This is a genomic window from Streptomyces niveiscabiei (assembly GCF_033794345.1).
Taxonomy (GTDB): Bacteria; Actinomycetota; Actinomycetes; order Streptomycetales; family Streptomycetaceae; genus Streptomyces; species Streptomyces niveiscabiei.
Window position 1 is genome coordinate 74,331 of record NZ_JARAYJ010000010.1, and the last position, 25,912, is coordinate 100,242.

A 25,912-nucleotide genomic window follows, 5' to 3' on the forward strand; every position below is an offset into this window, starting at 1 on the left:
TGGACACACCGCGGGCCGGACTCCACAAGGGGTGGAAGTCCGGCCCGACGCGTGAGTACCGCCGTCAGTCCCGCGCCTAGCTGGCCGCCGTCTTCTTCGCGGTGGTCTTGCGAGCGGCCGACTTCTTGGCCGGGGCCTTCTTCGCCGGGGCCTTCTTGGCGACGGCCTTCTTCGCGGTGGCCTTCTTGGCCGTCGTCTTCTTGGCGGCGGCGGTCTTGGCGGTGGCCGCCTTCTTCGCCGGCGCGGCCTTCTTCGCGGCGGCGGTGGCCTTCTTCGCCGGGGCGGCCTTCTTCGCCGCCGCCTTCTTGACCGTCGCCGAAGCGGTGCCGCTCAGGCTGCCCTTGGGCGCCTTCTTGACCGCGACGTCGTTCTTGGGGAGCTTCTTCGAGCCGCTCACCAGGTCCTTGAAACCCTGGCCCGCACGGAAGCGCGGGACGGAGGTCTTCTTGACCCGGACCCGCTCGCCCGTCTGGGGGTTGCGGGCGTACCGCGCCGGGCGGTCGACCTTCTCGAACGAACCGAAGCCGGTGACCGAGACCCGGTCCCCCGCGACGACCGCGCGGACGATGGCGTCCAGAACCGCGTCGACCGCCTCGGCGGCGTTCTGACGGCCGCCGACCTTGTCGGCAATCGCTTCTACGAGCTGCGCCTTGTTCACGTCTTCCCCTTCGGAGACATTGCTGGAACGAAAGTGTCCAGGCTTTTTCGCACGTTAGGCAGATGTATACCGCAAATCAAACACGAAACGGGCTTATCACCCTTGTGCCGCAACGGACTCGACCGCATTGGGCCGTTCAGCGTTCCTCGCCGGGGATTCGCCCCTCGTCGAGATCCGCCATGAACAGCTCCAGCCGCCTTGCCGCGTCGGCGAGATCGTGCTTGGCCGCGGCCGTAATGACCAGCAGCTTCCGGGTCAGCGCCATCCGTACGCCCTCCGGGACTTGCAGTGCGCGCACCCTTCTGTGCGCTTCCTTGAGCTGGTCCGCGACGGCCTGGTAGAGCGTGAGTTGGCCGTCGTGTTCCATGCACAGATTGTGCCATCTGGGGCGAGTTGTCGCCCGCCAGGGGTGCAACTGCCGCCTCAAACAGTCGTCCGAGCACTGTTGGACGTCGTGTCCACAGCGGTCGCGTACCCAGTCAACCACCCCTTTAACGTGGGAAGTTGGGAAGATTTCGAGGAGATGTGCGGGGCCGAACGGGTGCAGAAAACGCCGTACCCCCGATCGGACGGATCGGGGGTACGGCGTGGGCTCCGGGTGGCCGAAACTCGCTCTGGCGCTCAGACCTGGAGCGTGCGCGGCTTGTACGAGGGGCGCTTCGCCTCGTACGCCGCGATGTCGGCCTCGTTCTGGAGGGTGATGGAGATGTCGTCGAGACCGTTCAGCAGCCGCCAGCGGGAGTTCTCGTCCAGCTCGAAGGGGGCGGTGACGCCCTCGGCGCGGACCTCCAACGCCTCCAGGTCGACGGTGATCTCGGCCTGCGGGTCGCTCTCCACGAGCTCCCACAGCGCGTCCACGGTCGGCTGGTCGAGGATGACCGTCAGCAGGCCGTTCTTCAGGGAGTTGCCGCGGAAGATGTCGGCGAAGCGGGACGAGATGACCGTCTTGAAGCCGTAGTTCTGAAGGGCCCACACCGCGTGCTCGCGCGAGGAGCCGGTGCCGAAGTCGGGGCCGGCCACCAGGACGGTCGCGCCCTCGCGCTCGGGCCGGTTGAGGACGAACTCCGGGTCCTTGCGCCACGCCTCGAAGAGCCCGTCCTCGAAGCCGTCCCGCGTCACCTTCTTGAGCCAGTGGGCGGGGATGATCTGGTCGGTGTCGACGTTGGAGCGGCGCAGCGGGACGGCCCGGCCGGTGTGCTTGGTGAATGCTTCCATGGCTCTCAGACTCCAGCGGGCGCGGTTGCGTCGGTCAGGTCGGCGGGCGAGGCCAGGTGGCCCAGGACGGCGGTCGCGGCGGCGACCTGCGGCGAGACCAGGTGCGTACGGCCGCCCTTGCCCTGCCTGCCCTCGAAGTTGCGGTTGGAGGTGGACGCGGAGCGCTCACCGGGGGCGAGTTGGTCGGGGTTCATGCCCAGACACATCGAGCAGCCCGCGTGCCGCCACTCGGCGCCGGCCTCCTTGAACACGACGTCCAGCCCCTCGGAGACGGCCTGGAGGCCCACGCGCGCGGAGCCCGGGACGACCAGCATCCGTACGCCGTCGGCGACTTTGCGGCCCTTGACGAGTTCGGCGGCGGCGCGCAGGTCCTCGATGCGGCCGTTGGTGCACGACCCGACGAAGACGGTGTCCACCTTGATGGAGCGCAGCGGCTGTCCGGCCGCCAACCCCATGTATTCCAGGGCCTTTTCGGCGGCGAGGCGCTCCGAGGCGTCCTCGTACGAGGCCGGGTCGGGGACGTTCGCCGAAAGGGGCGCGCCCTGGCCGGGGTTGGTGCCCCAGGTGACGAACGGGGAGAGTTCCCCGGCCTTGATGACGACCTCGGCGTCGAACTCGGCGTCGTCGTCGGTCCTCAGGGTCTTCCAGTACGCGACCGCGGCGTCCCAGTCGTCGCCCTCGGGCGCGTGCGGGCGGCCCTTGAGGTAGGCGAACGTGGTCTCGTCGGGGGCGATCATGCCCGCGCGGGCGCCAGCCTCGATGGACATGTTGCAGATGGTCATCCGGGCCTCCATCGAGAGCTTCTCGATGGCGGAGCCGCGGTACTCCAGGACGTAGCCCTGGCCGCCGCCGGTGCCGATCTTCGCGATGATCGCGAGGATCAGGTCCTTGGCGGTGACGCCCTCGGGCAGTTCGCCGTCGACCGTGATGGCCATGGTCTTCGGGCGGGCCATCGGCAGCGTCTGGGTGGCCAGCACGTGCTCGACCTGGGAGGTGCCGATCCCGAACGCGAGCCCGCCGAAGGCGCCGTGCGTGGAGGTGTGGGAGTCGCCGCAGACGACCGTCATGCCGGGCTGGGTGAGACCGAGCTGGGGGCCGACGACGTGGACGACGCCCTGCTCGACGTCGCCGAGGGGGTGCAGGCGGACACCGAACTCCGCGGCGTTCTTGCGCAGGGTCTCCAGCTGGACCCGGGAGACCGGGTCGGCGATGGGCTTGTCGATGTCGAGGGTCGGGGTGTTGTGGTCCTCGGTGGCGATGGTCAGGTCGAGGCGGCGGACCTGGCGGCCGTTCTGCCGGAGTCCGTCGAACGCCTGGGGGCTGGTCACCTCGTGCAGCAGGTGCAGATCGATGAAGAGGAGGTCGGGCTCGCCCTCGGCGCGCCGGACGACATGGTCGTCCCAGACCTTCTCCGCGAGTGTCCTACCCATCGCTTTCCCTCCGGCCGGACAGGTGGTGTCCCGGCGCTACTAGAGATCTCGGAAGCGGCGCCCGCCCCTGTTCCGGGCACCCGCCACCGCGCCCGTTCGGTCAGCGGGCGCTGTAGGTCCCAGGGTTGCGCGTCTCACGGGAAAATGAACTTGCGTTTCACAGAGTGAGACGGGAGTATCGTTGCATGGACAACAGTAGCGGCGTCGGCGTTCTGGACAAGGCAGCCCTTGTCCTGAGCGCCCTGGAGTCCGGACCCGCGACCCTGGCAGGACTGGTCGCGGCCACCGGACTGGCTCGACCCACGGCCCACCGGCTGGCCGTGGCCCTGGAACACCACCGCATGGTCGCCCGCGACATGCAGGGCCGGTTCATTCTCGGCCCGCGTCTCGCGGAGCTGGCGGCGGCGGCCGGCGAGGACCGCCTCCTGGCGACCGCGGGCCCCGTGCTCACGCACCTGCGGGACATCACGGGCGAGAGCGCCCAGCTCTACCGGCGCCAGGGTGACATGCGGATCTGTGTGGCCGCCGCCGAGCGGCTGTCCGGACTGCGGGACACGGTACCGGTGGGCTCCACGCTCACGATGAAGGCCGGTTCCTCCGCGCAGATCCTCATGGCCTGGGAGGAGCCCGAGCGCCTCCACCGCGGCCTCCAGGGCGCCCGCTTCACGGCGACGGCCCTCTCGGGCGTACGGCGCCGGGGCTGGGCCCAGTCCATCGGCGAGCGCGAGCCGGGCGTCGCGTCCGTCTCCGCGCCGGTCAGGGGCCCGTCCAACCGCGTCGTGGCCGCCGTCTCCGTCTCCGGCCCGATCGAGCGCCTCACCCGCCACCCCGGCCGTATGCACGCGCAGGCCGTGATCGACGCGGCGGCCCGTCTCTCCGAGGCGCTGCGCAGGACGGGCTGACTCCCGCGAGAAGCTTCCGCGACAAGGGCCGGCCTCAACGCCGCGGCAGGCCCTCTTCACCTGGCTTTTTGTACAGGGAACACAAAAATGACCACCCACCTCGCATGAGGTGAATGGTCATTCTGCTGTACCCCCGACCGGATTCGAACCGGCGCTACTGCCGTGAGAGGGCAGCGTGCTAGGCCGCTACACAACGGGGGCGGAGCTGGTCTACCTGGACTCGAACCAAGACTAACTGAACCAGAATCAGTCGTGCTGCCAATTACACCATAGACCAATGTTGGTTTAGACCAGTCAGTACCCCCGACCGGATTCGAACCGGCGCTACTGCCGTGAGAGGGCAGCGTGCTAGGCCGCTACACAACGGGGGCCCTAGCAGTCCCGACACAAGATCGGAACCAGTACCCCCGACCGGATTCGAACCGGCGCTACTGCCGTGAGAGGGCAGCGTGCTAGGCCGCTACACAACGGGGGCTTCGCAGATTTTGAGCTTCTGCAAGCTGGCCTACCTGGACTCGAACCAAGACTAACTGAACCAGAATCAGTCGTGCTGCCAATTACACCATAGGCCACTGGAACGCAATCCCGATCAAGGATCTTGTTCTAGCTGTGCTCCCCCGGGTCCCTCGGCCTTTCGGCCCGCTCCCCGGCGGCGCAGAAAGAACATTACCCGAAGGTGGACGGGGCTCCAAAACGGGTATCCGCGCCGAGCAGCGCGGGGAGTTCGGCGAGGCTCGCGATCCGGTGCCGGCCGGGCAGCGGGGCGGCGTCCGCGCCGGCGTCGTACCGGTCGATCCAGACGGAGAACAGGCCCGCCTCGGCCGCGCCCCGGCCGTCGATGTCGGGGTGGTCGCCGACGTAGGCGACCTGCTCGGGCGCCAGGGCGAGGGCCTCGCAGGCGGCGAGGAAGGCGCCGGCCTCGGGCTTGGAGACGCCGAGTTCGGCGGCGCAGATGATCGACTCGAAGCGGTCGTGGACGCCGAGGGCGCGCAGCTTGTGGTCCTGGACGTGGATGCTGGAGTTGGAGAGGACGGAGTGCCGGTGGCTGGCCGCGAGGGCGTCGAGGGCGGGCAGGACGTCCGGGAAGAGGGTCCAGGCCCGCTCGTAGTGGCCGAGGTAGCGGCCGAACCACGTGTCGGCCTCGGCGTCGGTGAGCTCCTGGCCCACGAACACCCGGACGCGGTCGCGGCGTTGGCCCTCGAAGGTGGTCTCGCCCGCGGCGAAGCGGGCCCACTGGGCGTCGGTGACCGCGCGCCAGCGCTCGACGGCCTGCTCGGCGTCGGCGTACCCGGCGAGCAGGCCCTCGACCGCCAGGTGGTCCCGCATGCCGAGGCGGTCGGCACTCGTGTAGTCGAAGAGGGTGTCGTCCACGTCCCAGACCACGGCGCGAATGTCCATGATCCGACGGTACCGGGAACGGGCAAGGGCGGCACCCCGGTTGGGTGCCGCCCCGGTGAACTGCCGCTTTACGCCGCGAGCTTGGCGAGGGCCGCGTCGATGCGGGCCAGCGACGCCTCCTTGCCGAGGACTTCGAGGGACTCGAAGAGGGGGAGGCCGACCGTGCGGCCGGTGATCGCGACGCGGACGGGGGCCTGCGCCTTGCCGAGCTTGAGGCCGTGGGCCTCGCCGGCCGCGAGGACGGCTTCCTTGAGGGACTCGGGGGACGTCCAGTCGGCCGCCTCCAGCTTCTCGCGGGCCGTGGCGAGGAGGGCGTCGCTGCCGTCCTTCATCGCCTTCGTCCAGGACGCCTCGTCCTCGACGGGCCGCGGGAGGAACAGGAAGTCGACGTTGTCGGTGATCTCCGAGAGGACCTTGAGGCGGGTCTGCGCGTGCGGCGCGATGGCCTGCCACTTCGCCTCGTCGAAGTCCTCCGGCGCCCAGGGCGCGAAGGGGGTCTTCAGCCAGGGGGCGCAGCGCTCGGTGAAGTCCTTGACGTCCAGCATGCGGATGTGGTCGCCGTTGATCGCCTCGCACTTCTTGAGGTCGAAGCGGGCCGGGTTGGGGTTGACGTCCTTGATGTCGAACGCCGCGATCAGCTGGTCCGTCGTGAAGATGTCCTCGTCCGCGGAGAGCGACCAGCCCAGCAGGGAGAGGTAGTTGAGCAGGCCCTCGGGGAGGAAGCCCTGCTCCCGGTAGAGGTTCAGGGACGCCTGGGGGTCGCGCTTGGAGAGCTTCTTGTTGCCCTCGCCCATGACGTACGGGAGGTGCCCGAACGCGGGGGTGGTCTTCGCGACGCCCAGCTCGATCAGCGCCTTGTACAGGGCGATCTGGCGCGGGGTGGAGGACAGGAGGTCCTCGCCGCGCAGGACGTGCGTGATCTCCATCAGCGCGTCGTCGACCGGGTTGACCAGCGTGTACAGGGGGGCGCCGTTGGCGCGGACGATGCCGTAGTCGGGGACGTTCTCGGGGGTGAACGTCAGCTCGCCGCGGACCAGGTCGGTGAACGTGATGGTCTCGTCCGGCATCCGGAAGCGGACGATCGGCTTGCGGCCCTCGGCCTCGTAGGCGGCCTTCTGCTCGTCGGTGAGGTCGCGGCAGTGGCCGTCGTAGCCGGAGGGCTTGCCGGCGGCGCGGGCGGCGTCGCGGCGGGCGTCCAGCTCCTCGGTGGAGCAGTAGCAGTGGTAGGCGTGGCCGGCGTCCTGGAGCTTCTGGGCGACGTCCTTGTAGAGGTCCATGCGCTGGGACTGGCGGTAGGGCGCGTGCGGGCCGCCGATCTCGGGGCCCTCGTCCCAGTCGAAGCCGAGCCAGCGCATCGCGTCGAGGAGCTGGTTGTAGGAGTCCTCGCTGTCGCGGGCCGCGTCCGTGTCCTCGATGCGGAAGACCAGGGTGCCCTGGTGGTGGCGGGCGAAGGCCCAGTTGAAGAGGGCCGTGCGGACGAGGCCGACGTGGGGGTTGCCCGTCGGGGAGGGGCAGAAACGTACGCGGACAGGTGCGCTAGTCACGCTTGACAACCTTGTTGGTGAGAGTGCCGATACCTTCGATGGTGACGGCGACCTCGTCGCCGATCTCCAGGGGGCCGACGCCGGCCGGGGTGCCCGTGAGGATGACGTCTCCGGGGAGCAGGGTCATGGCCTCGGTGATGTTGACGATCAGGTCCTCGATGGGGGTGATCATCTCGCTGGTGCGGCCCAGCTGGCGCTGCTGGCCGTTGACCGTGAGCTGGATGGTGAGGTCGCTCGGGTCGAGGTCCGTCTCGATCCAGGGGCCGAGGGGGCAGGACGTGTCGAAGCCCTTGGCGCGCGCCCACTGCTTCTCGCGCTTCTGGACGTCGCGGGCGGTGACGTCGATCGCGCAGGTGTAGCCGAGGACGACGTCCTTGACGCGCTCGCGGGGGACCTCGCGGCACATCCGGCCGATGACGACGGCGAGTTCGGCCTCGTGGTGGACCTCGGAGGAGAAGCCGGGGTACTGGATGGCGTCGCCGTGGCCGATCACCGAGGTGGAGGGCTTGAAAAAGGCGAAGGGGGCGTCGGGGACCTCGTTGCCCAGTTCGCGGGCGTGCTCGGCGTAGTTGCGGCCGAAGGCGACGACCTTGTTGGGGAGCACGGGCGGCAGGAGCCGGACCTTGCTCAGCGGGACCTTGGTCCCGGAGAGTTCGAACTCGGCGAACGGGATGCCCTTGATGATGTCGAGGACGAGTTCGTCGTCCTTGTCACCCTCGACCGCGCCGAACGCGACGTTGCCGTCGATGGAGAACCTGGCGATGCGCACGGGATCCTCGCGCCCCTTTACCTTCTGCTGGCTGGAGTCTGACGCCCCAGGCTAACGCGCGAGACGGCCCCCACCTCGTCCCTTTCGGAGCGGTGGGGGCCGTCTGAGCGTTTCGCGATCTTTCCGCGTACTACTTGGCGGACTACTCGGCGGAGACGCTGTTCGGCAGCTCCATGAGGATCGTGCGCCGCGGGTTCGCGGTCTGGGCGGGGAGGTCGGCGGAGTGTTCCTGGACCGGGGTCTCCAGCTCGCCGGCGTCCTTGAGGTGGACCAGGGTGGTGCGGCGGGGGTTGGCGGTCTTGCGGGACATGGGCGAGGGCTCCACTGGCTCGTGTCGGATATGCCGAATCTGTAAAGCGTCAGGCTAAACATGGCATTCCCGGGGAAGTCACGGGGGGCTACCCGAGGGCGTGTGAGTTTGCTCACGGAACAGCCGTCAAACCGGTCAATTCAGGCCCGCAAGTGAACGTAACGAATCGGACAATGACCGCCTGAAGCTGTCATTCCGCTCCTGATCATGGCGACTGGGACACCTTGATCATCTGGCGGGTTTGTCGGGGTTCATTCACTTTGGGGCGGATAGAAATCCACGACGGGTGACTCTTCTCGTACGCACTGTCACGGATGTCACAGCCCGGCCACCAAACCTTGTTGGAGATCCGGCACTGTGCTGGAATCTCACGGACCGCCGCGGGATCGAGCCGGCGCGCAGGGGGCGCACAGAAGCGCCGAGTGGCGGCGAGTTAGGGGGAGCCAGCGCCGGGTCACTCAACGACCATCCCGGGGGGCGCAGTCAGGGCGCCTCTCAAGACGCCGACACCGCCTTGTCCGTTCGTTCGGGAAGGCGCCTGGTCCAGAGGTTGCGACGCTAGTGCAGGGACGATTCAAGAGGGACGGCAGTGCCCCGGCAGGGCCGGAGCCGCGCGGCGGGACTGGAGCGAACACAGTCAGCTCCTCGCCCCAGCACGCCCAGAACCCGGGTCCCGCCCAGGCAGGCGACGGCAAGAGCCGCCCCGGCGCTCCCACCACCCCGGTGACCCCCACCTCCATTCCCCCGATACCCCCGGTCAAGCCCGCGAAGGGCGACACCGGCAACCGGGTCGCGCTGCGCAACTGGCGCATCTCCACGCGCCTGGTCGCTCTGCTGACCCTCCCCGTGGTCGCGGCCACCACGCTCGGCGCGCTGCGTATCAACCAGTCCATGGAGGACATCCAGCAGCTCGACAACATGCGGCTGCTGACCGACATGACGAAGCAGGCGACCGAGCTGTCGATCGCCCTCCAGAACGAGCGCGACCGCACCGCCGGCCCCCTCGCGCACGGCGGCAAGGCGGACGACGCCACCGTCAAGGGCCTGCGCACGACGACGGACCGCTCGCTGGACGCCTTCGTCAACGCCTCCGAGGAGATCGACGCCACCAGCAAGAACGGCAACCTCCAGGGCGTCCGCGACAACCTCGTCGGCCTGGTCGGCGACCTCGGCAACCTGGCCAAGCTGCGCTCCACGGCGTACACCGCGCAGGGCAACGCGATGCAGACGGTGGAGGGCTACCACCGGCTCATCACCCGGCTCGTCGACCTCTCCCAGGACATGGCCGAGGCCACCTCCAACCCGGAGATGATCCAGCGCACCCGCGCGCTCGCCGCGTTCTCCTCCGCCAAGGAGTACTCGTCGATCCAGCGCGCCGTGCTGACGGCCGCGCTCCCGGCGAACAACAAGACCTTCGGCGACCTCAGCGACAACGACCGCAACTACGGCGAGACCGCGGTCGAGGGCGAGGATTCCGAGCTCGCGATCTTCCGCTCGATCTACGGCGACGAGGGCGCCGAGGAGCTGCTGAAGCCGATCGAGTCGGGCAACGCCACGATCGAGGAGGCCGACCAGTACGCCAACCGCGCCTTCGCCTCCGACTCCGGTCTCGAGTCGCAGGACAAGCGGTCGTACCAGGACTGGCTGGACGCCTCGGGCACCAAGCTCCAGCAGATGAAGAACATCGAGTCCCAGCTCCTGGACGACATGGAGCAGAAGGCTCGTGAGCTGCGCAACGAGACCGAGCGCGACGCGATCATCTCGGGTGTCCTGATCCTGCTGGTGCTCGGTGTCTCGCTGGTCGGCGCGTTCGTCGTCGCCCGGTCGATGATCCGCTCGCTGCGCCGCCTCCAGGAGACGGCCACGAAGGTCGCCCAGGAACGGCTGCCCGAGCTGGTCAAGCAGCTCTCCGAGTCGGACCCGCAGGACGTCGACACCTCCGTCGAGTCGGTCGGTGTGCACTCCCGGGACGAGATCGGCCAGGTGGCCGCGGCCTTCGACGACGTGCACCGCGAGGCCGTCCGGCTCGCCGCCGAGCAGGCCCTGCTGCGGGGCAACGTCAACGCGATGTTCACCAACCTCTCGCGCCGCTCCCAGGGCCTCATCCAGCGTCAGCTGTCGCTCATCTCCGAACTGGAGTCCCGCGAGGCCGACCCGGACCAGCTGTCCTCGCTGTTCAAGCTGGACCACCTCGCGACCCGTATGCGCCGTAACGGCGAGAACCTCCTCGTCCTCGCCGGTGAGGAGCCCGGCCGGCGCTGGACGCGGCCCGTCCCGCTGGTCGACGTGCTGCGTGCCGCCGCGTCCGAGGTGGAGCAGTACGAGCGCATCGAGCTGGCGTCCGTGCCGACGACCGAGGTCGCCGGGCGGGTCGTCAACGACCTCGTGCACCTCCTCGCCGAGCTGCTGGAGAACGCGACGTCGTTCTCCTCCCCGCAGACCAAGGTCAAGGTCACCGGTCACGCGCTGCCCGACGGGCGGGTGCTGATCGAGATCCACGACACCGGTATCGGCCTCTCCCCCGAGGACCTGGCCGCCATCAACGAGCGGCTCGCCTCGCCGCCGACCGTGGACGTGTCGGTGTCCCGGCGCATGGGCCTCTTCGTGGTCGGCCGTCTTTCGCAGCGGCACGGCATCCGCATCCAGCTGCGGCCCTCCGACTCGGGTGGCACGACCGCGCTGGTCATGCTGCCGGTCGACGTCGCGCAGGGCGGCAAGAAGCCGCAGCCCAAGCCCGGTCAGGGCGGTGCGCAGGCCGGTGGCCCGGCGGCGGCGCAGGCCGCTGCGGGTGCGGCTGCGGCGCGGCGCGGGCAGGGCGGCCAGGGTGTCGCCGGTGCCTTCGGCGGCGGTCCGGTCGGCGCGGGTGCGCCGGGCGGGGGCGGCAAGGGCGGCTTCGGGACGGGCGCGCCCGGTGGTGCGCTCGGCAGCGGCAAGGGCGGCGGCTTCGGGGCCGGACCGGGTGGTCCGGGATCCGGTGGCTTCGGCGGCGGTGCCGGGTCCGACGCGTTCGGGTCGGCGCCCGCCGGTGGCGGGTTCGGTTCTGGTCCGGGTGCCGGGGGCGGTCCGCGTACCGCGCTGCCCGGCCGGGACGGCGCCCCCGGGCGCGGCCAGCAGCAGGGCGGGCGCCCCTCGGCGCCGGCGCCCGCGGGCACCGGTTCCTTCAACGGGCTCCAGGCCGCTCCCCCGCAGGGCCAGGGACAGCAGGGCCAGGACATGTTCGGCGGCGGCACGCGTCCGCCGCGCGGCAAGGACGGGCGCGGCAAGGACTCCGGCGCCGATCAGGGCCGCGGCCGTCAGCCGCAGCTCCCGGCGCGCGGTGGCCCCCGGGCCGAGCTGCCCGGCGGCAACCCCCAGCCCCGGACGCCGAGTTGGGGCGACGAGAACGCCCGCACCCCCGCGCTGGACGCCCCGCGCGGACACGACGAGCCCGATGTGGCGCGCACCTCGCAGATGCCGCGCATCGACGGGCCCGGCGCGACCGCCGAGATACCCCGGGTCGAGGCCGACTTCGGGCGGCCGAACCCGGGTCCCGTACAGAACACCGGGCAGTTCCCGGCTCTGGGCGCCCCGCAGGGGCAGAACCCGGGCCGGCAGGACGACTTCCAGGCGACGAGCCAGTTCCCGGCGATCGGCGGGGGCCAGTTCCCGGCCGACACCAGCGGGCAGTTCCAGCGGCCGGACGTCTTCGGGGCGAACCCGGGTCCCGCGCAGCGCGCTCCGCAGGGGTACGACGGCTCGTCGACCGGTCAGCACGCGCTGCCGGGACGCGCCAACGGGGCGGGCGGGTACGCCGCCCCGCCGCAGCGTCCCGCCGCCCGGCCCGAGCCGGAGGCGCTGCCGCCGGCCGGCCCCGGGGACGGTCGTACTCCGCTGTACGACACGCTCGAGACGAACTGGTTCCACCAGCAGGGCGGTCAGGCGCAGGGGGTGCCGCAGCAGCCGCAGGCTCAGGCGCCCGCCCCGGCGCCGGCTCCCGCGCCCGCTCCGGCGGCTCCGCAGCGGCCCGCCGCCGCTCCGGCGACGTCGGCGGCCTCCTCGTGGCGGGCCACTCCGAACGACGAGCTGGTCCGGCAGGCCGAGCGGGTGCGTCAGCCCGCCTCGGGCGGGATCACCACCTCAGGTCTGCCGCGCCGGGTGCCCCGGGCGAACCTCGTGCCGGGCACGGCGCAGCAGCAACAGCACCAGGCGGGCCCGCAGGTCTCGCGCGCGCCGGACGACGTGCGCGGCCGGCTGACCAACCTCCGTCGGGGCATCGCTCAGGGCCGTCAGGCCGGGAGCGGGCAGACGGACAGCTTTCCGAGCCCCACCCACCAGCAGGAGCGTTAGTTGAGTCAGATGAGCCAGGCGGCACAGAATCTGAACTGGTTGATCACCAACTTCGTGGACAACACCCCGGGCGTCTCGCACACCGTGGTGGTCTCCGCGGACGGTCTCCTGCTCGCGATGTCCGAGGGCTTCCCGCGCGACCGCGCCGACCAGCTGGCGGCGGTCGCCTCCGGGCTGACCTCGCTGACGGCGGGCGCCTCGCGGATCTTCGAGGGCGGCAGCGTCGCGCAGACGGTCGTGGAGATGGAGCGGGGATTCCTCTTCCTCATGTCCGTCTCCGACGGCTCCTCGCTCGCCGTCCTCGCCCACCCCGAGTGCGACATCGGCCTCGTCGGCTACGAGATGGCGCTGCTCGTCGATCGCGCGGGCGCTGTGCTCACGCCGGATCTACGGGCCGAACTGCAAGGCAGTCTGCTCCACTAGACCGCCCCGGCACCACCCACCTCACCAAATCACCGTCCGGTCGGCACACACTCCCCACCCGACCACCAGGGACGGCACGAGACCAAGACTTGCCGACTTGCCTGTCCCGCCCGGAGGATCCATGACCCCGCCCACCGCCCATCATGATCCGTACGCGGACCCGTACGCGGACGAGGGTGACCAGCCGCTGGTGCGTCCGTACGCGATGACCGGTGGCCGGACCCGGCCGCGCTACCAGCTCGCCATCGAGGCGCTGATCAGTACGACGGCCGATCCGGCGGCGCTGATGGGGCTGCTCCCCGAGCACCAGCGCATCTGCCACCTGTGCCGCGAGGTCAAGTCGGTGGCCGAGGTCTCCGCGCTGCTCGCGATGCCGCTCGGGGTGGCCCGGATCCTGGTCGCGGACCTCGCCGAGGCCGGTCTGGTGGCGATCCACCAGCCGGGCGGCGACGAGAACAACGGTGGCGCTCCGGACGTGACGCTGCTCGAAAGGGTGCTCAGTGGACTTCGCAAGCTCTGACGGGGGTCGGGCCACCACCTCCGCGAAGATCGTGGTGGCGGGCGGCTTCGGCGTGGGCAAGACCACGTTCGTGGGCGCCGTCTCCGAGATCAACCCGCTGCGCACCGAGGCCGTGATGACGTCCGCCTCGGCGGGCATCGACGACCTGACCCACACCGGGGACAAGACCACCACGACGGTGGCGATGGACTTCGGCCGGATCACGCTGGACCAGGACCTGATCCTGTACCTGTTCGGTACGCCGGGCCAGGACCGGTTCTGGTTCATGTGGGACGACCTGGTGCGCGGGGCGATCGGCGCGATCGTCCTCGTCGACACGCGCCGCCTCGCCGACTGCTTCCCGGCCGTGGACTACTTCGAGAACAGCGGCCTGCCGTTCGTCATCGCCCTCAACGGCTTCGACGGCAACCAGCCCTACTCCCCCGACGAGGTCCGCGAGGCCCTCCAGATCGGGCCCGACACCCCGATCATCACCACCGACGCGCGCCACCGCGCCGACGCGAAGTCGGCACTGATCACGCTGGTGGAGCACGCGCTGATGGCCCGCCTGCGGTAGGGGTCCCGCGCGAACCGCTTGCGGCCCTCGTCTCCCTCGTTGGGGAGACGGGGGCCGTTCTCGTCCGTGCCCGCGCCGCCGCACACCGAAAACCCCGCCCTCCCGAAGGAGCGGCGGGGTTGCCGGAGTGCGTGCGGTTCAGCGCCAGCTGTGCGGTGCGCGGAAGCCGTTCTCGCGTTCCAGGCGGCGCCAGCCGGCCCGGACGTGGCCCCGGTGGGAGGGGGTCTCGGTGGGGCGGGCGGCGGCGCGGGCCAGGAGGATGGCCGTGATGGCGGCGACTTCCTCGGGCTCGGCGTTGCCCTTTTCGACGCGGATGTCTGGGGTGGTCATAAGAGTGAGTCTCCGTGAGAGAGGTTTCCGCAGGGTTACTGCGGGGGGTTGCCGTGTTTGCGGGACGGCAGGTCGGCGTGCTTGGACTGGAGCATCGCCAGGGACTTGATGAGGACCTCGCGGGTTTCCGCGGGGTCGATCACGTCGTCCACGAGGCCGCGTTCCGCCGCGTAGTACGGGTGCATCAGCTCGGCCTTGTACTCCTTGACCATGCGCGCGCGCATCGCCTCGGGGTCTTCGGCGCCGGCGATCTGGCGGCGGAAGATGACGTTGGCCGCGCCCTCCGCGCCCATGACGGCGATCTCGTTGGTGGGCCAGGCGTAGGTCAGGTCCGCGCCGATGGACTGGCTGTCCATGACGATGTAGGCGCCGCCGTAGGCCTTGCGGAGGATGAGGGAGATCCGGGGGACCGTGGCGTTGCAGTACGCGTACAGGAGCTTCGCGCCGTGGCGGATGATGCCGCCGTGCTCCTGGTCGACGCCGGGGAGGAACCCGGGGACGTCCAGGAAGGTGACGATCGGGATATTGAAAGCGTCACACATCTGGACGAAGCGCGCAGCTTTTTCGGAGGCCTCGATGTCGAGGACGCCGGCGAGGCTCTGGGGCTGGTTGGCGACGATGCCGACGACCTGGCCGTCGAGGCGGGCGAGGGCGCAGATGATGTTGCGGGCCCACCGCTCGTGGACCTCGACGTAGTCGCCGTCGTCGACGATCTCCTCGATGACCTTGGTCATGTCGTACGGGCGGTTGCCGTCGGCGGGGACCAGGTCGAGCAGGACGTCGCTGCGGCGGTCGACGGGGTCGGTGGACTCGACGCGCGGCGGGTTCTCGCGGTTGTTCTGCGGGAGGAGCGACAGGAGGTAGCGGACCTCCGCGATGCAGGTCTCCTCGTCGTCGTAGGCGAAGTGGCAGACGCCGGAGGTCTCCGCGTGGACGTCGGCGCCGCCGAGGCCGTTCTGGGTGATCTCCTCGCCGGTGACGGCCTTGACGACGTCGGGGCCGGTGATGAACATCTGCGAGGTCTCGCGGACCATGAAGACGAAGTCGGTGAGGGCGGGGCTGTAGGCCGCGCCGCCCGCGCAGGGGCCCAGCATGACGGAGATCTGCGGGATGACACCGGACGCCTTGGTGTTGCGCTGGAAGATGCCGCCGTACCCGGCGAGGGCGGAGACGCCCTCCTGGATGCGGGCGCCGGCGCCGTCGTTCAGGGAGACGAGGGGCGCGCCGGCCGCGATGGCCATGTCCATGATCTTGTGGATCTTCGTGGCGTGGGCCTCGCCGAGGGCGCCGCCGAAGATGCGGAAGTCGTGGGCGTAGACGAAGACCGTACGGCCCTCGACGGTGCCCCAGCCGGTGATGACGCCGTCGGTGTAGGGCTTCTTGGCCTCCAGGCCGAAGCCGACCGCGCGGTGCCGGCGGAGTTGTTCGACCTCCTGGAAGGAGCCGGGGTCGAGGAGCAGCTCGATGCGCTCGCGGGCGGTCAGCTTGCCCTTGGCGTGCTGCGCCTCGGTCGCCTTCTCGCTCGGGCCGGCGATCGCGCTCGCACGGATCTCGTGCAGCTCGGCCACGCGGCCTCGGGCGTCGGCGGGCCCGTCCGTCGCTTCGTCCAAAACGGTCATGTAGCGACCTTACGAAGCGGTCCGAGGATTACGAGACGTCGACTCCGTACAGTCTCCGGCCCGTTTTCCTGGTACCCCTGAACAGAAGCCGGGGCGGGTGCACCCCTTCCGACTGCTCAGAGGGGTCGCGCGTTGTGGGGGATCGACAAAGACACGGCGCGAGACTCACATCACACGCGAGGGGAACACGGTCAACCCTATAGCTCTTCTGGAGGCGATCTTCGGCGACGGAGAGTAGCTTCGTCAGCACGGTAAGGAAGTTGAATGGAGGACATGATGGGGATCTTCGGCCGTAAGAGCGACGACTCCGCCGAGGCACCGGCGGCGAGCGCGGACCTGGCCGCCCTCACCGGCGACTACACCATCGACCCGGCCCACTCGACGCTCGGCTTCACCGCGCGGCACGCGATGGTGACGAACGTCAAGGGCAAGTTCGACGAGTTCAGCGGCGAGCTGCACCTGGACGGCTCGGACCCGTCCGCGTCCACAGCGTCCCTCGACATCGTGATGGCCAGCATCGACACCGGTTCCGCGGACCGCGACGGGCACCTGAAGAGCGCGGACTTCTTCAAGACGGACGAGTTCCCGACGATGACGTTCCGCTCGACCAAGGCGGAGTCGCTCGGCGGGGACGACTACCGCGTCACCGGCGATCTGACGATCCTCGGGACGACGAAGACGATCGGCATCGACCTGGAGTTCAACGGCGCCGCGAAGGACCCGTTCGGCAACGAGCGCGTCGGGTTCGAGGGCCGGGCGGAGCTGCTGCGCTCGGAGTGGGGCATCACCTGGAACGCGGCGCTGGAGACCGGCGGCGTCCTGGTGTCCGACAAGATCAAGCTCAACTTCGACATCTCGGCGATCAGGAAGAGCTGAGAGCCGGTCGCATCGGCGGCCCGCCGGGGCAGTTCCTGTCGATTACCGACAATCAGCATCAAAGAGGACTCTTAGGGCGCTTTCCGGGCATCACCCAGGCTCGGCAACACGGTCCCGGGAGGCACTTTGAGCACGATGTCAGGTCCGCAGAACTACCCCGGCGCGGACCGCGGTCACTGGTACCAGACGAAGTACGGCGGCAGCCGGATGGAGGTCAACGTCGTCGTGCTCCATACGACGGAGGGCCGCAGCCTCCCCGACTACCAGGGGGGCGCCGCCGCCCCCAACCTGACCGCGCTCCCCGACCTCGCCGCGCACAGGCTCCGCTGGTACCAGCACTTCCAGATCGACGTCTCCTCCCGAGCCCTGGTCAACTCCCCCGGCGGCGTCCAGACGAACACGCTGAACGTGTGCCAGGTGGAGCTGATCGGCACCTGCGACCCCCGCCTCCACAGCAAGTGGAAGGCGAACGACACCCCGCACGTCTACTGGCCGCAGGCCCCGGAGTGGGCGCTGCGCGAGGTCGCCCGCTTCCTCGCCTGGATGCACGACCACCACGGCGTCCCCCTCAAGGGACCCTCGCTGTGGCCCGCGTACCCCGCGTCCGCCGGCAACGGGTCGGGCCAGCGCATGAGTCACGACCGCTGGAACGGCTTCCGGGGTGTCTGCGGACACATGCACGTACCCGAGAACTGCGTCCACCCCGACACCCCGGTCCTGCGCGCCGACCTCACGTGGCGGCGCGCCGGCGACCTCCAAGTGGGCGACGCGATCGTGTCGTTCGACGAACACGCGGCGCCCGACCGCCGTTACCGCACCGGCACGGTCACCCGCAACGAACCCGGCGTGAAGGGGAGTTGCCGGATCACCACGGCCGACGGCGAGATCACCGCCACGTACGACCACCCCTGGCTGGTCCGCGAGAACGGCACCGTCTCCTGGGTGCCCAGCAAGGAACTCGACCCGTTCCGCCACCGCATCCTGCGGCTGTGCCCCGGGGCGGGCTGGGCGGGGACGGCGGTGGGCGGCGACGACACGGCCGTACTCGGTGTCGAGTACGTCGGTGAGCAGCCCATCGCGTCGCTGTCGACCAGTACGCGGACGTACGTCGCCGACGGGCTGCTCTGCCACAACACCCATGGCGATCCCGGGTCGATCGACTTCGAGCGGCTGATCGAGTTCGCCAAGGAGGGCTAGAACCAGTGGAGGCAGTGCGGGGTGCGGTCGGCGCGGAAGAGGGCGTCGGCCCGTGAGGCCGCGTCCGGGTGGTGGGCGCGGATGCGGCCCGCCCTCACCAGGGTGGTCGGCGTGGTGCCGCCCAGGTAGACCGAGCCCAGGTCGCTGACGTCCAGGGAGAGATCGGGCGCCCGGTCGGTCCGTACGCACTCCGCCTTGCCGTCGGTGACGGTCAGCAGGTAGCGGCCCTGCTCGCCGTCGCCGAGGAAGCGGTCCTCGACGTCCAGGACCAGTTCGCCGTCCGCGCACCAGCCCCGGGCGGTCAGGGCGCGCGGGATGTCCAGGAGGCGGACCCACAACCAGTCCATGTGATCGGTGAGTTCGGGGCCCCGGAAGTCCACGAACTGCCAGCGCAGGGGGTGTTGCGGCGGGAACTTCCGGAACACGGCCTTCTCGGTGAGGTCGTGTTCGAGGACGAACCTGGCGAGCGCCGTGAAGACCGCGTCGTCCCCGGCGATCGTCTCGTCGACGGTCAGCGTGGAGCCCTCCTTCGCGTAGCTCGCGTACCCGTCCGGGACGCCGTGCGCGTCGCGGTGGACGGCGATGTAGCGGTGGGCCGGGGCGATCGGGGGCATGCCCGCGCGCCGCGCCCACCAGCGGTGGGGGCGGGAGAGGGCGCCGGGCTGGGTGCGGCGGTAGCGGTCGTACACCTCCTCCATGATCTCCACGGCGGCCTCGCGGTTCAGGACCTCGACCGTGCCGGGGTCCTCCGGCGCCGCTATGAGGGCCGCCCGGTGGCGGGGGACCGTGAGGCGCTCGGTGTACGTCGCCGGGCCGTAGCCGAAGCGGCGGTAGATCAGCGCCTCCGAGGCGAGGAGGACGGCCAGGGACTCGCCCTGGGCGCGGAGGTCCGTGAGCTGGTGGCGCATCATCGCCGTGAGGGCGCCCCTGCGGCGGTGCGTGGGCAGGACGCCGACCGCTGTGACGCCGGGGGCGGAGATCAACCGGCCGCCGGGGAGCGTGAGTTCGAGGGTGTACGAGCCCGCCGTGCCGACCGGCTCGCCGTCCTCGGTCTGCGCGAACAGGTTGCGGTCCATCTCGGTCGCCGCCCACCAGACTCCCCCGCCGTCCTCCGCCGGGGTCTCGGGGGCCAGGCCGAACGCGGCGAGCAGGGTGGTGACGAAGAGGTCGTGGTCCTCGTCGGTGGTGGGGCGGATGTGCATGGGATGCGGCGCCTTCCCGGAGGGTTCGTGGTGTCGCGCCACTGTGCCGTGCCGGGGGGCGGCGGGGTCAAGCCAATTAGGGGCACCATGGGGGCATGAACGGGGATCACATCGATTTTCGGGGCGGGATCTTCTACGGGCCCGTGTACGGGAAGGTCGAGGGAGGTGGCGGCGCGGCGCCGGGCGTGGTGTCGACGCTGCCGGGCGCTCCTGCGGGGTTCACCGGGCGGGAGGGTGAAGTCGCCGCCGTGCTGGGGGCGTTGGAGGGGGACCGGGTCGTCTCGCTGTCCGGGCTCGCGGGCGTCGGGAAGACCGCGCTGGCCGTCGCGGTGGCGTACGAGGCGCGGGCGCGGGGGCTGTTTCCCGGGGGTGTGCTGTTCGTCGATCTGCGGGGGTACGACGAGGTTCCGGTGAGCGCGGAGCAGGCCGTGTCGTCGTTGCTGTGGGCGCTGGGGGCGCGGGAAGGGGAGTTCGCCCGGTACCGGAGTGAACTGGCCTCCCGGGAGGCGATGTTGGTGGTTCTCGACAACGCGGGCGGGAGTGAGCAGGTGGTGCCGTTGCTGCCCGGGGAGGGGGCCGGGCACCGGGTGCTGGTCACGTCCCGGGAGGTGCTGGGGTCGTTTCCCGTGCGGTCGGTCGAGGTGGAGGCGTTGTCGGGGGACGCGGGGCGGGAGTTGATCGAGCGGGCGTTGCCCGGGGATCCCCGACTCGGGGACGGGGTGCGGAAGTTGGTGGAGGTGTGTGGGGGGTTGCCGTTGGCGTTGGTGATCGTCGCGGCGTTGTTGCGCAGGCGGCGGGGGTTGGGGGTGCGGGAGCTGGTGGCGGAGTTGGAGAGGGATCGGGTGGGGTTGCTGGCGGCTGATGGGGTGGATCAGTACGGGAGGTCGCTGGTGCTGCGGCCGGTTCTCGACGCGATGTACCGGAGGCTGGGAGAGGAGACGGCGCGGGTTTTCCGGGGGTTGGGGGTGGCGCCGGGGAAGTACTTCGATGCCGTTTCGGGGCAGATGCTCGGCGGGGTGGTGGCGGAGGGGTGGCAGGCGGCTGCGGATGAGTTGGTGGCCGCGTCACTGATCAGTGTGTTGCCGGGCGGTGGGGGGTGGCAGATGCATGACCTTGTGCGGGCGTACGCGGGGGCTCTGGTCACGGAGGAGGAGGCCGGCCGGGCCCGGATGCAGCTTCAGGCCATGTACTACGCCCGGCTGACGCTGGCCTACGAGGTGATCACGAAGCCGGATCAGCCGGAGAAGATGTTCCCGGGCGGGCCCGAGGAGGCGCTGAGCTGGTTCGAGACCGAGCGGCTCGGGATGCTGAACGCGGTGCGGTGGTGCGAGAGCGAGGATCGGCAGACGGCCGTCCTCGCGTTGCAGACGGCTCTCGCGCTCATCCCTCACCTGCGCAACCGGCGCGCCTTCGACGACATGCTCGGTGTGGCGACAACCGCTCGCGACACCGCACGCCGCCTCGGCGCCGGCCACGACGAGACGATCGCGCTCGGCTCCCTCAGCACGGCGCTGATCCATCTGCGCAGGTTCGCGGAGGGGCTCGACGCCGGCCGGGAGGAGCTGGAGCTGTGCGACCGCGTCGGCAACCTGGAGGGGCGGTACTACGCGTGGAGCCGCATCGCGACGGCGCTGGCGCAGCTCGGGCGACTCGACGAAGCGCTGGATGCGCGCAAGCAGGCACTGACGGACGCCCTCGCGCTGGACGACCCGTCGTACGCCGCCCTCGCCCGGGCCCAGCTCGCCGCGACGTTCGGTGACTGCGGACGGCTCGAAGAGGCGTACCAGACGCTCTCCCTGGCCGTCGCCCAGTTCGAAGAGCTGGGTATGCGGCACCAGTTGGCGGAGCCGCTGTACAACATGGCGCAGACCCTGCGGGGTCTGGGGCGGCACGAGGAGGCGTTGCCCCATGCCGTGCGCTCACTGCGGATCAGCACCGACCTCAACGACTGGCGCGGCAAGGCGGACGCGTGGGGGCTCATCGGGCTGATCCTGCGGGAGTCGGGGCGGCGCGTGGAGGCGGTCCAGGCGCTCACCCGGTCCCTGGAGTGGAGCAAGCTGATCGGGGACGAACACCAGGCGGGGGTGGCCTGGTTGGGGCTCAGTGCCGCGCTGACCAACCTCAGGCGCTATCCCGAGGCGATCGACGCCGCCCGCCGCGCGATCGAGTCCGGCACGAAGTTCGAGGAGTGGAGCATCGTCGCGGACGCCGGCTACAACCTCGGCATCTCCCTGCACAAGGTGCGGCGCAAGGGGGAGGCCCGGCTCGCGTTCGGTGCCGCCGCGGACGCCTACGAGCGGGGCGGGATGTCCGAACAGGCCGCCAGAGTACGGAGGTTGGCGGGCCGTTCCTGATCCCACCGGCACCCCTTGGCCGGAATCCCGCCCCGCGACCGGCCTGTTCCCACCCCTTGCACAACCTCTTACCGCTTTCTCATAATCCTCCGAAGATCCTGACTCACCCGTGGCGACCCCGTCGGACTCCTCGTGGCGTCCAAAGTTGGCATGGGCACGTCATGATCGGTACCCGTTGCAGGTCCGTCAAGCTCCAGCCCCCCTCACGGAAGGCAACAACGGTGAAGAAGCTCATCACGCTCGCGAAGAGATGCATGGCCGCCGCAGCCGTCACCCTCGCGGTCGTCAGCCTCCAGCCCCTCTCCACGGCCACCGCCGCCCCCGCGCCGGTCGTCGGCGGGACCCGTGCCGCGCAGGGCGAGTTCCCGTTCATGGTCCGCCTCTCCATGGGCTGCGGCGGCTCCCTGTACACGTCCCAGATCGTGCTGACCGCCGCGCACTGCGTGAACGGCACCGGCGCGAACACGAGCATCACGGCGACCGCGGGTGTCGTGGACCTCCAGTCCACCACCGGCCGCCAGCAGGTCCGTTCGACGTACGTCTACCGCGCGCCGGGCTACAACGGCACCGGCAAGGACTGGGCGCTGATCAAGCTCGCGTCCCCGATCACCGGCCTCGCCACGCTGCCGATCGCCACCAACACGACGTTCAACACGGGCACGTTCACCGTCGCCGGCTGGGGCGCCGCCGTCGAGGGCGGTGCGCAGCAGCGCTACATGCTGAAGGCCCAGGTCCCCTTCATCTCCGACGCCACCTGCCGCGCGTTCGGCGGCCTGTACAGCGGCCTCGTCCCGAGCGAGGAACTCTGCGCCGGGTACGCCGCCGGCGGCACCGACACCTGCCAGGGCGACTCCGGTGGCCCCATGTTCCGCCGCGACGCGGGCAACGCCTGGATCCAGGTCGGCATCGTGAGCTGGGGCGACGGCTGCGCCCAGCGCAACGCGCCCGGCGTCTACACCGAGGTCTCGACCTTCGCCTCCGCGATCGCGTCGGCGGCCCGGACCCTCTGACGTCCGCCCCGCCTTCTCCGTACGGACCCGGTGCCGCGACTCGGCGCCGGGTCCGTCCCGTTGCCATCAGAAGTCGCCCCCGAAGTCCCCTCCCCCGCCGCCCGGATCGCCGCCCCCGTCCCCGAACCCGCCCCCGAAGTCGCCGGGGTCGAAGTCCGCGCCGGACAAGTCGCCGCCCTCGTAGCCCTGTTGGGCCGGGCCGCCGAAGTCCGACGCGTACGACGGGGCCGTCATCAGGCTGCCCAGCATCGTGCCGGCCAGCAGCCCCGGCAGCAGGCCGCCGCCGAAGTAGCCGCCCGCCCAGGGGCCGTACGCGGGTCCCGCCTCCCAGTAGGGGCGGCGGCCGTAGTCGCTGTCCACCTCGCGGATGACGGGGTCGCGGCCGTCCGCCAGGCGGGTCCGGTCGGCGGCGCAGACCGGGACCTCGCGGGGGCTGCCGCCGGGCGGGGTCCAGGCCGCGTCGGCGGTGGACGGGCCGTGGCGGGGGTCGAAGAAGCACGGGGGGCGGCGTTCCGGCAGGGGGCGGCCCTCCCGGCGGGCGGCCAGCCGGGCCAGCGAGAAGCGGCCGTCCTCCAGGGCCTGGGTGACGCCCCGGACGTCGTCCGGTCGCGTCGCCCGCGCCATCGCCGACTTCGCCGTGTCGTACGCGTCGAGCGCGCGCTCGTAGTCGGCCCGCGTCGCGTCGTCCGCCCCTTTCTCCGCCGGGTGGAAGTCGAGGCGGTCGAGTTCCTCGCCGAAGGCCGTGATGTCCTCGTCCACGACGACGCGCAGCCGGTCCAGGGCGGCGCGCTGCTCCGCCGCCTTGCGGCGCCTGGTGCGGCGTACCAGGACGTACGCGCCCGCGCCGGCCGCCGCGAGGACTCCGCCCGCCGTGACCAGCGCGGTCGTCGAGACGCCGTCGCCGCCCCGGGAACCCCAGGACTCGGGGGCCCGGCCGGTCATGTTCGTGAGGGCGCGGGCCGTGAAGTCGGTGAGCTGGGTGCCGGTATCGGTGGTCGCGCGCACGCTCTGTACGAGGTTGGCGACCGCCGTTCCCGGCAGGACCCGGGAGTCCGCTCTGGCGTCGAACCTCGTGCCCAGGCGGATCGCGTACAAACCCGTGATCCCGGTGGCCGTACGGAGGTTCTGGAACAGGGACGCGGTCGGATAACCGGTCGGCAGCACCGCGACGAACAGGGGCTTGTCCGCGTCCTCGATCCGGTCCGCCAGGGCCCGTTCGTCCTGCTCGGAGAGCTGGCCGCGGGCCGCCGGGTCCACGTACACCGGGCTCTGCCGCAGGGCCGTCGCGATCGCCGTCAGGCTCGTGGCCGTCGTCGCCGTACGGGCGGGCGGGGCGGTCGCCGGCAGGATGATCAGCACCGCCAGGGCCAGCCCGAGCAGGATGGCGCCTTTGACCTTCATACGACCGACGCTACGGCGTGTCGCCCGGGGCGGCACTTCGGTGCGCCTGCGGGCCCCCGGCACGCGGAATGTGGTGTCCGTGGTCCGAGGGGTCCGGCGGTACGGCAGGGGTGTCGCCGTCGGCCGGGAGGTGTACGGGGTTACTCCGCCGGGGCGACGGCCGCGCGCAGGAGGCCGTAGGTGTAGGCGTCCTCCAGGGCCTGCCAGGAGGCGGCGATGACGTTCTCCGCCACGCCCACCGTCTGCCATTCGCCGGAGCCGTCCGTGGTGGAGATGAGGACGCGGGTCGTGGACTGGGTGCCGTGGACGCCCTCCAGGATGCGGACCTTGTAGTCGACGAGGTCCAGCTTGGCGAGCTGGGGGTAGATCTTCTCCAGGGCCACGCGCAGGGCCCGGTCCAGGGCGTTGACCGGGCCGTTCCCCTCCGCCGTGGCGACGATGCGCTCGCCCTTGGCCCAGAGTTTGACCGTGGCCTCGTTCGCGTGGGTGCCGTCGGGGCGGTCCTCGACGATCGCCCGCCAGGACTCGACCTCGAAGTAGCGCAGGGGGCTGCCCTTGACCTCGGCGCGCAGGAGGAGTTCGAAGCTGGCGTCGGCCGCCTCGTACGTGTAGCCCGCCAGCTCGCGTTCCTTGACGCGGGCCACCACCCGGCCGACCAGTTCGCGGTCGCCGCCGAGGTCGATGCCGAGTTCCTTGCCCTTCAGCTCCACCGAGGCGCGGCCCGCCATGTCCGAGACCAGCATGCGCATGCTGTTGCCGACCAGCGCCGGGTCCGTGTGCTGGTACAGGTCCGGGTCGACCTTGATCGCGGAGGCGTGCAGGCCCGCCTTGTGCGCGAACGCGGAGACGCCCACGTACGGCTGGTGCGTGGAGGGGGTGAGGTTGACGACCTCGGCGATCGCGTGGGAGATGCGGGTCATCTCGCGCAGCTTGCCCTCGGGGAGGACCTGCTTGCCGTACTTCAGCTCCAGGGCGGCGACTACGGGGAAGAGGTTCGCGTTCCCTACGCGCTCGCCGTAGCCGTTCGCCGTGCACTGGACGTGGGTCGCGCCCGCGTCGACCGCCGCGAGGGTGTTGGCGACCGCGCAGCCCGTGTCGTCCTGGGCGTGGATGCCGAGGCGGGCGCCGGTGTCCGCGAGGACCGTCGTGACGACGGCCTGGATCTGGGCGGGGAGCATGCCGCCGTTGGTGTCGCACAGGATGACGACGTCCGCGCCGGCGTCGCTCGCGGCGCGGACGACCGACTTCGCGTACTCCGGGTTCGCGCGGTAGCCGTCGAAGAAGTGCTCGCAGTCCACGAAGACGCGGCGGCCCTGGGCCTTGAGGTGGGACACCGTGTCCCGGACCATCTCCAGGTTCTCGTCCAGGGTCGTGCGCAGGGCCAGTTCCACGTGGCGGTCGTGGGACTTCGCGACGAGGGTGATCACCGGGGCGCCGGAGTCCAGGAGGGCCTTGACCTGGGGGTCCTCCGCGGCCTTGCCGTTCGCGCGCCGGGTCGCGCCGAAGGCGACGAGTTGCGCGTGCTGGAACGTGATCTCCTGCTGGGCTCGTGCGAAGAACTCCGTGTCCCTCGGGTTGGCTCCCGGCCAGCCGCCCTCGATGAAGCCGACGCCGAAGTCGTCCAGGTGGCGGGCGATGGCCAGCTTGTCCGCGACGGTGAGGTTGATGCCCTCGCGTTGGGCGCCGTCTCGGAGGGTGGTGTCGAAGACGTGGAACGAGTCGTCGGTGTCGGTCATGGTTCGGGGGCTCCTCGATGCGGGTCGCATGCTGCCGGAAAACGAAAAGACCCCTCGCGGGTGCGAGAGGTCTGCGCGGGTCGCTGTGCGGCTTGCTCAGCTAGGACCGGCGCTTGATGCTAATAATCGTGACGTT

Annotated in this window: 22 protein-coding genes and 5 tRNA genes; 9 read left to right on the forward strand and 18 right to left on the reverse strand. The window is 70.7% G+C overall.

What is annotated here, in order from left to right:
- Positions 1-76: 76 nt before the first annotated feature.
- From PV682_RS16345 to leuC, 4 genes are all read right to left on the reverse strand, one after another.
- Positions 77-658 carry an HU family DNA-binding protein gene (locus tag PV682_RS16345; RefSeq protein ID WP_055724022.1) on the reverse strand — a complete coding sequence of 194 codons (582 nt, stop codon included), beginning with the start codon at positions 656-658 and terminating at the stop codon, positions 77-79.
- Between the two features lie 136 nt (positions 659-794).
- Positions 795-1,025, reverse strand: a complete 231-nt coding sequence (locus tag PV682_RS16350) for an SCO5555 family protein (RefSeq protein ID WP_050369283.1) — start codon at positions 1,023-1,025, stop codon at positions 795-797.
- Positions 1,026-1,279: 254 nt separating this feature from the next.
- Positions 1,280-1,873 carry a 3-isopropylmalate dehydratase small subunit gene (gene leuD, locus PV682_RS16355; RefSeq protein ID WP_319730341.1) on the reverse strand — a complete coding sequence of 198 codons (594 nt, stop codon included), beginning with the start codon at positions 1,871-1,873 and terminating at the stop codon, positions 1,280-1,282.
- Positions 1,874-1,878: 5 nt separating this feature from the next.
- Positions 1,879-3,303 (reverse strand): 3-isopropylmalate dehydratase large subunit, encoded by a 1,425-nt coding sequence (gene leuC, locus PV682_RS16360; protein WP_319730344.1) that lies wholly within the window; start codon positions 3,301-3,303, stop codon positions 1,879-1,881.
- A gap of 185 nt (positions 3,304-3,488) precedes the next feature.
- On the opposite strand from leuC, the gene ndgR reads away from it, so the two are divergent.
- Positions 3,489-4,205 (forward strand): IclR family transcriptional regulator NdgR, encoded by a 717-nt coding sequence (gene ndgR, locus PV682_RS16365; RefSeq protein ID WP_007384919.1) that lies wholly within the window; start codon positions 3,489-3,491, stop codon positions 4,203-4,205.
- A gap of 128 nt (positions 4,206-4,333) precedes the next feature.
- On the opposite strand, the gene PV682_RS16370 is transcribed toward ndgR, so the two are convergent.
- The 9 genes from PV682_RS16370 to PV682_RS16410 form a co-directional block, all read right to left on the reverse strand.
- Positions 4,334-4,406, reverse strand: a tRNA-Glu gene (locus PV682_RS16370).
- A gap of 4 nt (positions 4,407-4,410) precedes the next feature.
- Positions 4,411-4,482 (reverse strand) — tRNA-Gln (locus PV682_RS16375).
- Between the two features lie 21 nt (positions 4,483-4,503).
- Positions 4,504-4,576 (reverse strand) — tRNA-Glu (locus PV682_RS16380).
- A 31-nt stretch (positions 4,577-4,607) separates the two neighbouring features.
- Positions 4,608-4,680, reverse strand: a tRNA-Glu gene (locus PV682_RS16385).
- A 25-nt stretch (positions 4,681-4,705) separates the two neighbouring features.
- Positions 4,706-4,777, reverse strand: a tRNA-Gln gene (locus PV682_RS16390).
- A gap of 94 nt (positions 4,778-4,871) precedes the next feature.
- Positions 4,872-5,603: an HAD family hydrolase gene (locus tag PV682_RS16395; protein ID WP_319730346.1), complete on the reverse strand. Its 732-nt coding sequence runs from the start codon at positions 5,601-5,603 to the stop codon at positions 4,872-4,874.
- 68 nt (positions 5,604-5,671) lie between these two features.
- On the reverse strand, positions 5,672-7,156 hold the full coding sequence (gene gltX, locus PV682_RS16400; protein ID WP_319730347.1) for a glutamate--tRNA ligase: 1,485 nt from the start codon (positions 7,154-7,156) through the stop codon (positions 5,672-5,674).
- On the reverse strand, positions 7,140-7,916 hold the full coding sequence (locus PV682_RS16405; protein ID WP_319730350.1) for a fumarylacetoacetate hydrolase family protein: 777 nt from the start codon (positions 7,914-7,916) through the stop codon (positions 7,140-7,142). Before PV682_RS16405 ends, gltX begins: the two co-directional genes overlap by 17 nt.
- Before the next feature lie 142 nt (positions 7,917-8,058).
- The gene (locus tag PV682_RS16410) at positions 8,059-8,226 is read right to left on the reverse strand and encodes a hypothetical protein (RefSeq protein WP_407705683.1); all 168 of its coding nucleotides are present in this window, start codon (positions 8,224-8,226) and stop codon (positions 8,059-8,061) included.
- A gap of 561 nt (positions 8,227-8,787) precedes the next feature.
- Between PV682_RS16410 and PV682_RS16415 the strand changes: the two genes are divergently transcribed.
- From PV682_RS16415 to PV682_RS16430, 4 genes are all read left to right on the forward strand, one after another.
- Positions 8,788-12,552, forward strand: coding sequence for a sensor histidine kinase (locus tag PV682_RS16415; protein WP_319730352.1), 3,765 nt, complete (start codon positions 8,788-8,790; stop codon positions 12,550-12,552).
- A 9-nt stretch (positions 12,553-12,561) separates the two neighbouring features.
- Entirely contained in the window at positions 12,562-12,975 is a 414-nt protein-coding gene (locus tag PV682_RS16420) for a roadblock/LC7 domain-containing protein (protein WP_003993189.1), read from the forward strand.
- A 121-nt stretch (positions 12,976-13,096) separates the two neighbouring features.
- Positions 13,097-13,495 carry a DUF742 domain-containing protein gene (locus PV682_RS16425; RefSeq protein ID WP_055721152.1) on the forward strand — a complete coding sequence of 133 codons (399 nt, stop codon included), beginning with the start codon at positions 13,097-13,099 and terminating at the stop codon, positions 13,493-13,495.
- Positions 13,476-14,051, forward strand: coding sequence for a GTP-binding protein (locus tag PV682_RS16430; protein ID WP_319730353.1), 576 nt, complete (start codon positions 13,476-13,478; stop codon positions 14,049-14,051). Before PV682_RS16425 ends, PV682_RS16430 begins: the two co-directional genes overlap by 20 nt.
- 138 nt (positions 14,052-14,189) lie before the next feature.
- On the opposite strand, the gene PV682_RS16435 is transcribed toward PV682_RS16430, so the two are convergent.
- Positions 14,190-14,381, reverse strand: a complete 192-nt coding sequence (locus PV682_RS16435; RefSeq protein WP_319730355.1) for an acyl-CoA carboxylase subunit epsilon — start codon at positions 14,379-14,381, stop codon at positions 14,190-14,192.
- Between the two features lie 35 nt (positions 14,382-14,416).
- Positions 14,417-16,000 carry an acyl-CoA carboxylase subunit beta gene (locus tag PV682_RS16440; RefSeq protein ID WP_319730356.1) on the reverse strand — a complete coding sequence of 528 codons (1,584 nt, stop codon included), beginning with the start codon at positions 15,998-16,000 and terminating at the stop codon, positions 14,417-14,419.
- A 276-nt stretch (positions 16,001-16,276) separates the two neighbouring features.
- Between PV682_RS16440 and PV682_RS16445 the strand changes: the two genes are divergently transcribed.
- Together PV682_RS16445 and PV682_RS16450 are read left to right on the forward strand one after the other, a co-directional pair.
- Entirely contained in the window at positions 16,277-16,876 is a 600-nt protein-coding gene (locus PV682_RS16445; protein ID WP_319730627.1) for a YceI family protein, read from the forward strand.
- A 135-nt stretch (positions 16,877-17,011) separates the two neighbouring features.
- Entirely contained in the window at positions 17,012-18,073 is a 1,062-nt protein-coding gene (locus PV682_RS16450) for a Hint domain-containing protein (RefSeq protein ID WP_319730358.1), read from the forward strand.
- Here the strand turns inward: PV682_RS16450 and PV682_RS16455 are convergent.
- Complete coding sequence (locus tag PV682_RS16455) at positions 18,070-19,275, reverse strand: GNAT family N-acetyltransferase (protein WP_319730360.1); 1,206 nt, start codon at positions 19,273-19,275, stop codon at positions 18,070-18,072. The genes PV682_RS16450 and PV682_RS16455 overlap by 4 nt on opposite strands.
- A 95-nt stretch (positions 19,276-19,370) precedes the next feature.
- On the opposite strand from PV682_RS16455, the gene PV682_RS16460 reads away from it, so the two are divergent.
- Positions 19,371-21,629: an ATP-binding protein gene (locus tag PV682_RS16460; protein ID WP_319730362.1), complete on the forward strand. Its 2,259-nt coding sequence runs from the start codon at positions 19,371-19,373 to the stop codon at positions 21,627-21,629.
- Positions 21,630-21,850: 221 nt separating this feature from the next.
- Positions 21,851-22,639, forward strand: coding sequence for a S1 family peptidase (locus PV682_RS16465; protein WP_319730365.1), 789 nt, complete (start codon positions 21,851-21,853; stop codon positions 22,637-22,639).
- A gap of 66 nt (positions 22,640-22,705) precedes the next feature.
- Here PV682_RS16465 and PV682_RS16470 read toward each other — a convergent pair whose 3' ends face one another.
- A complete protein-coding gene (locus tag PV682_RS16470) occupies positions 22,706-24,040 on the reverse strand; it encodes a hypothetical protein (RefSeq protein ID WP_319730367.1) in 1,335 nt (444 codons plus the stop codon).
- A gap of 140 nt (positions 24,041-24,180) precedes the next feature.
- Positions 24,181-25,776, reverse strand: coding sequence for a citramalate synthase (gene cimA, locus PV682_RS16475; protein WP_319730369.1), 1,596 nt, complete (start codon positions 25,774-25,776; stop codon positions 24,181-24,183).
- Positions 25,777-25,912 lie beyond the last annotated feature (136 nt).

What these genes read in the sequence shown, in the direction of transcription:
- PV682_RS16350 (WP_050369283.1), bottom strand. Translation starts at nt 1,025, where the DNA reads ATGGAACACGACGGCCAACTCACGCTCTACCAGGCCGTCGCGGACCAG.
- leuD (WP_319730341.1), bottom strand. Translation starts at nt 1,873, where the DNA reads ATGGAAGCATTCACCAAGCACACCGGCCGGGCCGTCCCGCTGCGCCGC.
- leuC (WP_319730344.1), bottom strand. Translation starts at nt 3,303, where the DNA reads ATGGGTAGGACACTCGCGGAGAAGGTCTGGGACGACCATGTCGTCCGG.
- ndgR (WP_007384919.1), top strand. Translation starts at nt 3,489, where the DNA reads ATGGACAACAGTAGCGGCGTCGGCGTTCTGGACAAGGCAGCCCTTGTC.
- PV682_RS16395 (WP_319730346.1), bottom strand. Translation starts at nt 5,603, where the DNA reads ATGGACATTCGCGCCGTGGTCTGGGACGTGGACGACACCCTCTTCGAC.
- PV682_RS16410 (WP_407705683.1), bottom strand. Translation starts at nt 8,226, where the DNA reads ATGTCCCGCAAGACCGCCAACCCCCGCCGCACCACCCTGGTCCACCTC.
- PV682_RS16420 (WP_003993189.1), top strand. Translation starts at nt 12,562, where the DNA reads ATGAGCCAGGCGGCACAGAATCTGAACTGGTTGATCACCAACTTCGTG.
- PV682_RS16425 (WP_055721152.1), top strand. Translation starts at nt 13,097, where the DNA reads ATGACCCCGCCCACCGCCCATCATGATCCGTACGCGGACCCGTACGCG.
- PV682_RS16435 (WP_319730355.1), bottom strand. Translation starts at nt 14,381, where the DNA reads ATGACCACCCCAGACATCCGCGTCGAAAAGGGCAACGCCGAGCCCGAG.
- PV682_RS16440 (WP_319730356.1), bottom strand. Translation starts at nt 16,000, where the DNA reads ATGACCGTTTTGGACGAAGCGACGGACGGGCCCGCCGACGCCCGAGGC.
- PV682_RS16445 (WP_319730627.1), top strand. Translation starts at nt 16,277, where the DNA reads ATGGGGATCTTCGGCCGTAAGAGCGACGACTCCGCCGAGGCACCGGCG.
- PV682_RS16450 (WP_319730358.1), top strand. Translation starts at nt 17,012, where the DNA reads ATGTCAGGTCCGCAGAACTACCCCGGCGCGGACCGCGGTCACTGGTAC.
- PV682_RS16455 (WP_319730360.1), bottom strand. Translation starts at nt 19,275, where the DNA reads ATGCACATCCGCCCCACCACCGACGAGGACCACGACCTCTTCGTCACC.
- PV682_RS16460 (WP_319730362.1), top strand. Translation starts at nt 19,371, where the DNA reads ATGAACGGGGATCACATCGATTTTCGGGGCGGGATCTTCTACGGGCCC.
- PV682_RS16470 (WP_319730367.1), bottom strand. Translation starts at nt 24,040, where the DNA reads ATGAAGGTCAAAGGCGCCATCCTGCTCGGGCTGGCCCTGGCGGTGCTG.
- cimA (WP_319730369.1), bottom strand. Translation starts at nt 25,776, where the DNA reads ATGACCGACACCGACGACTCGTTCCACGTCTTCGACACCACCCTCCGA.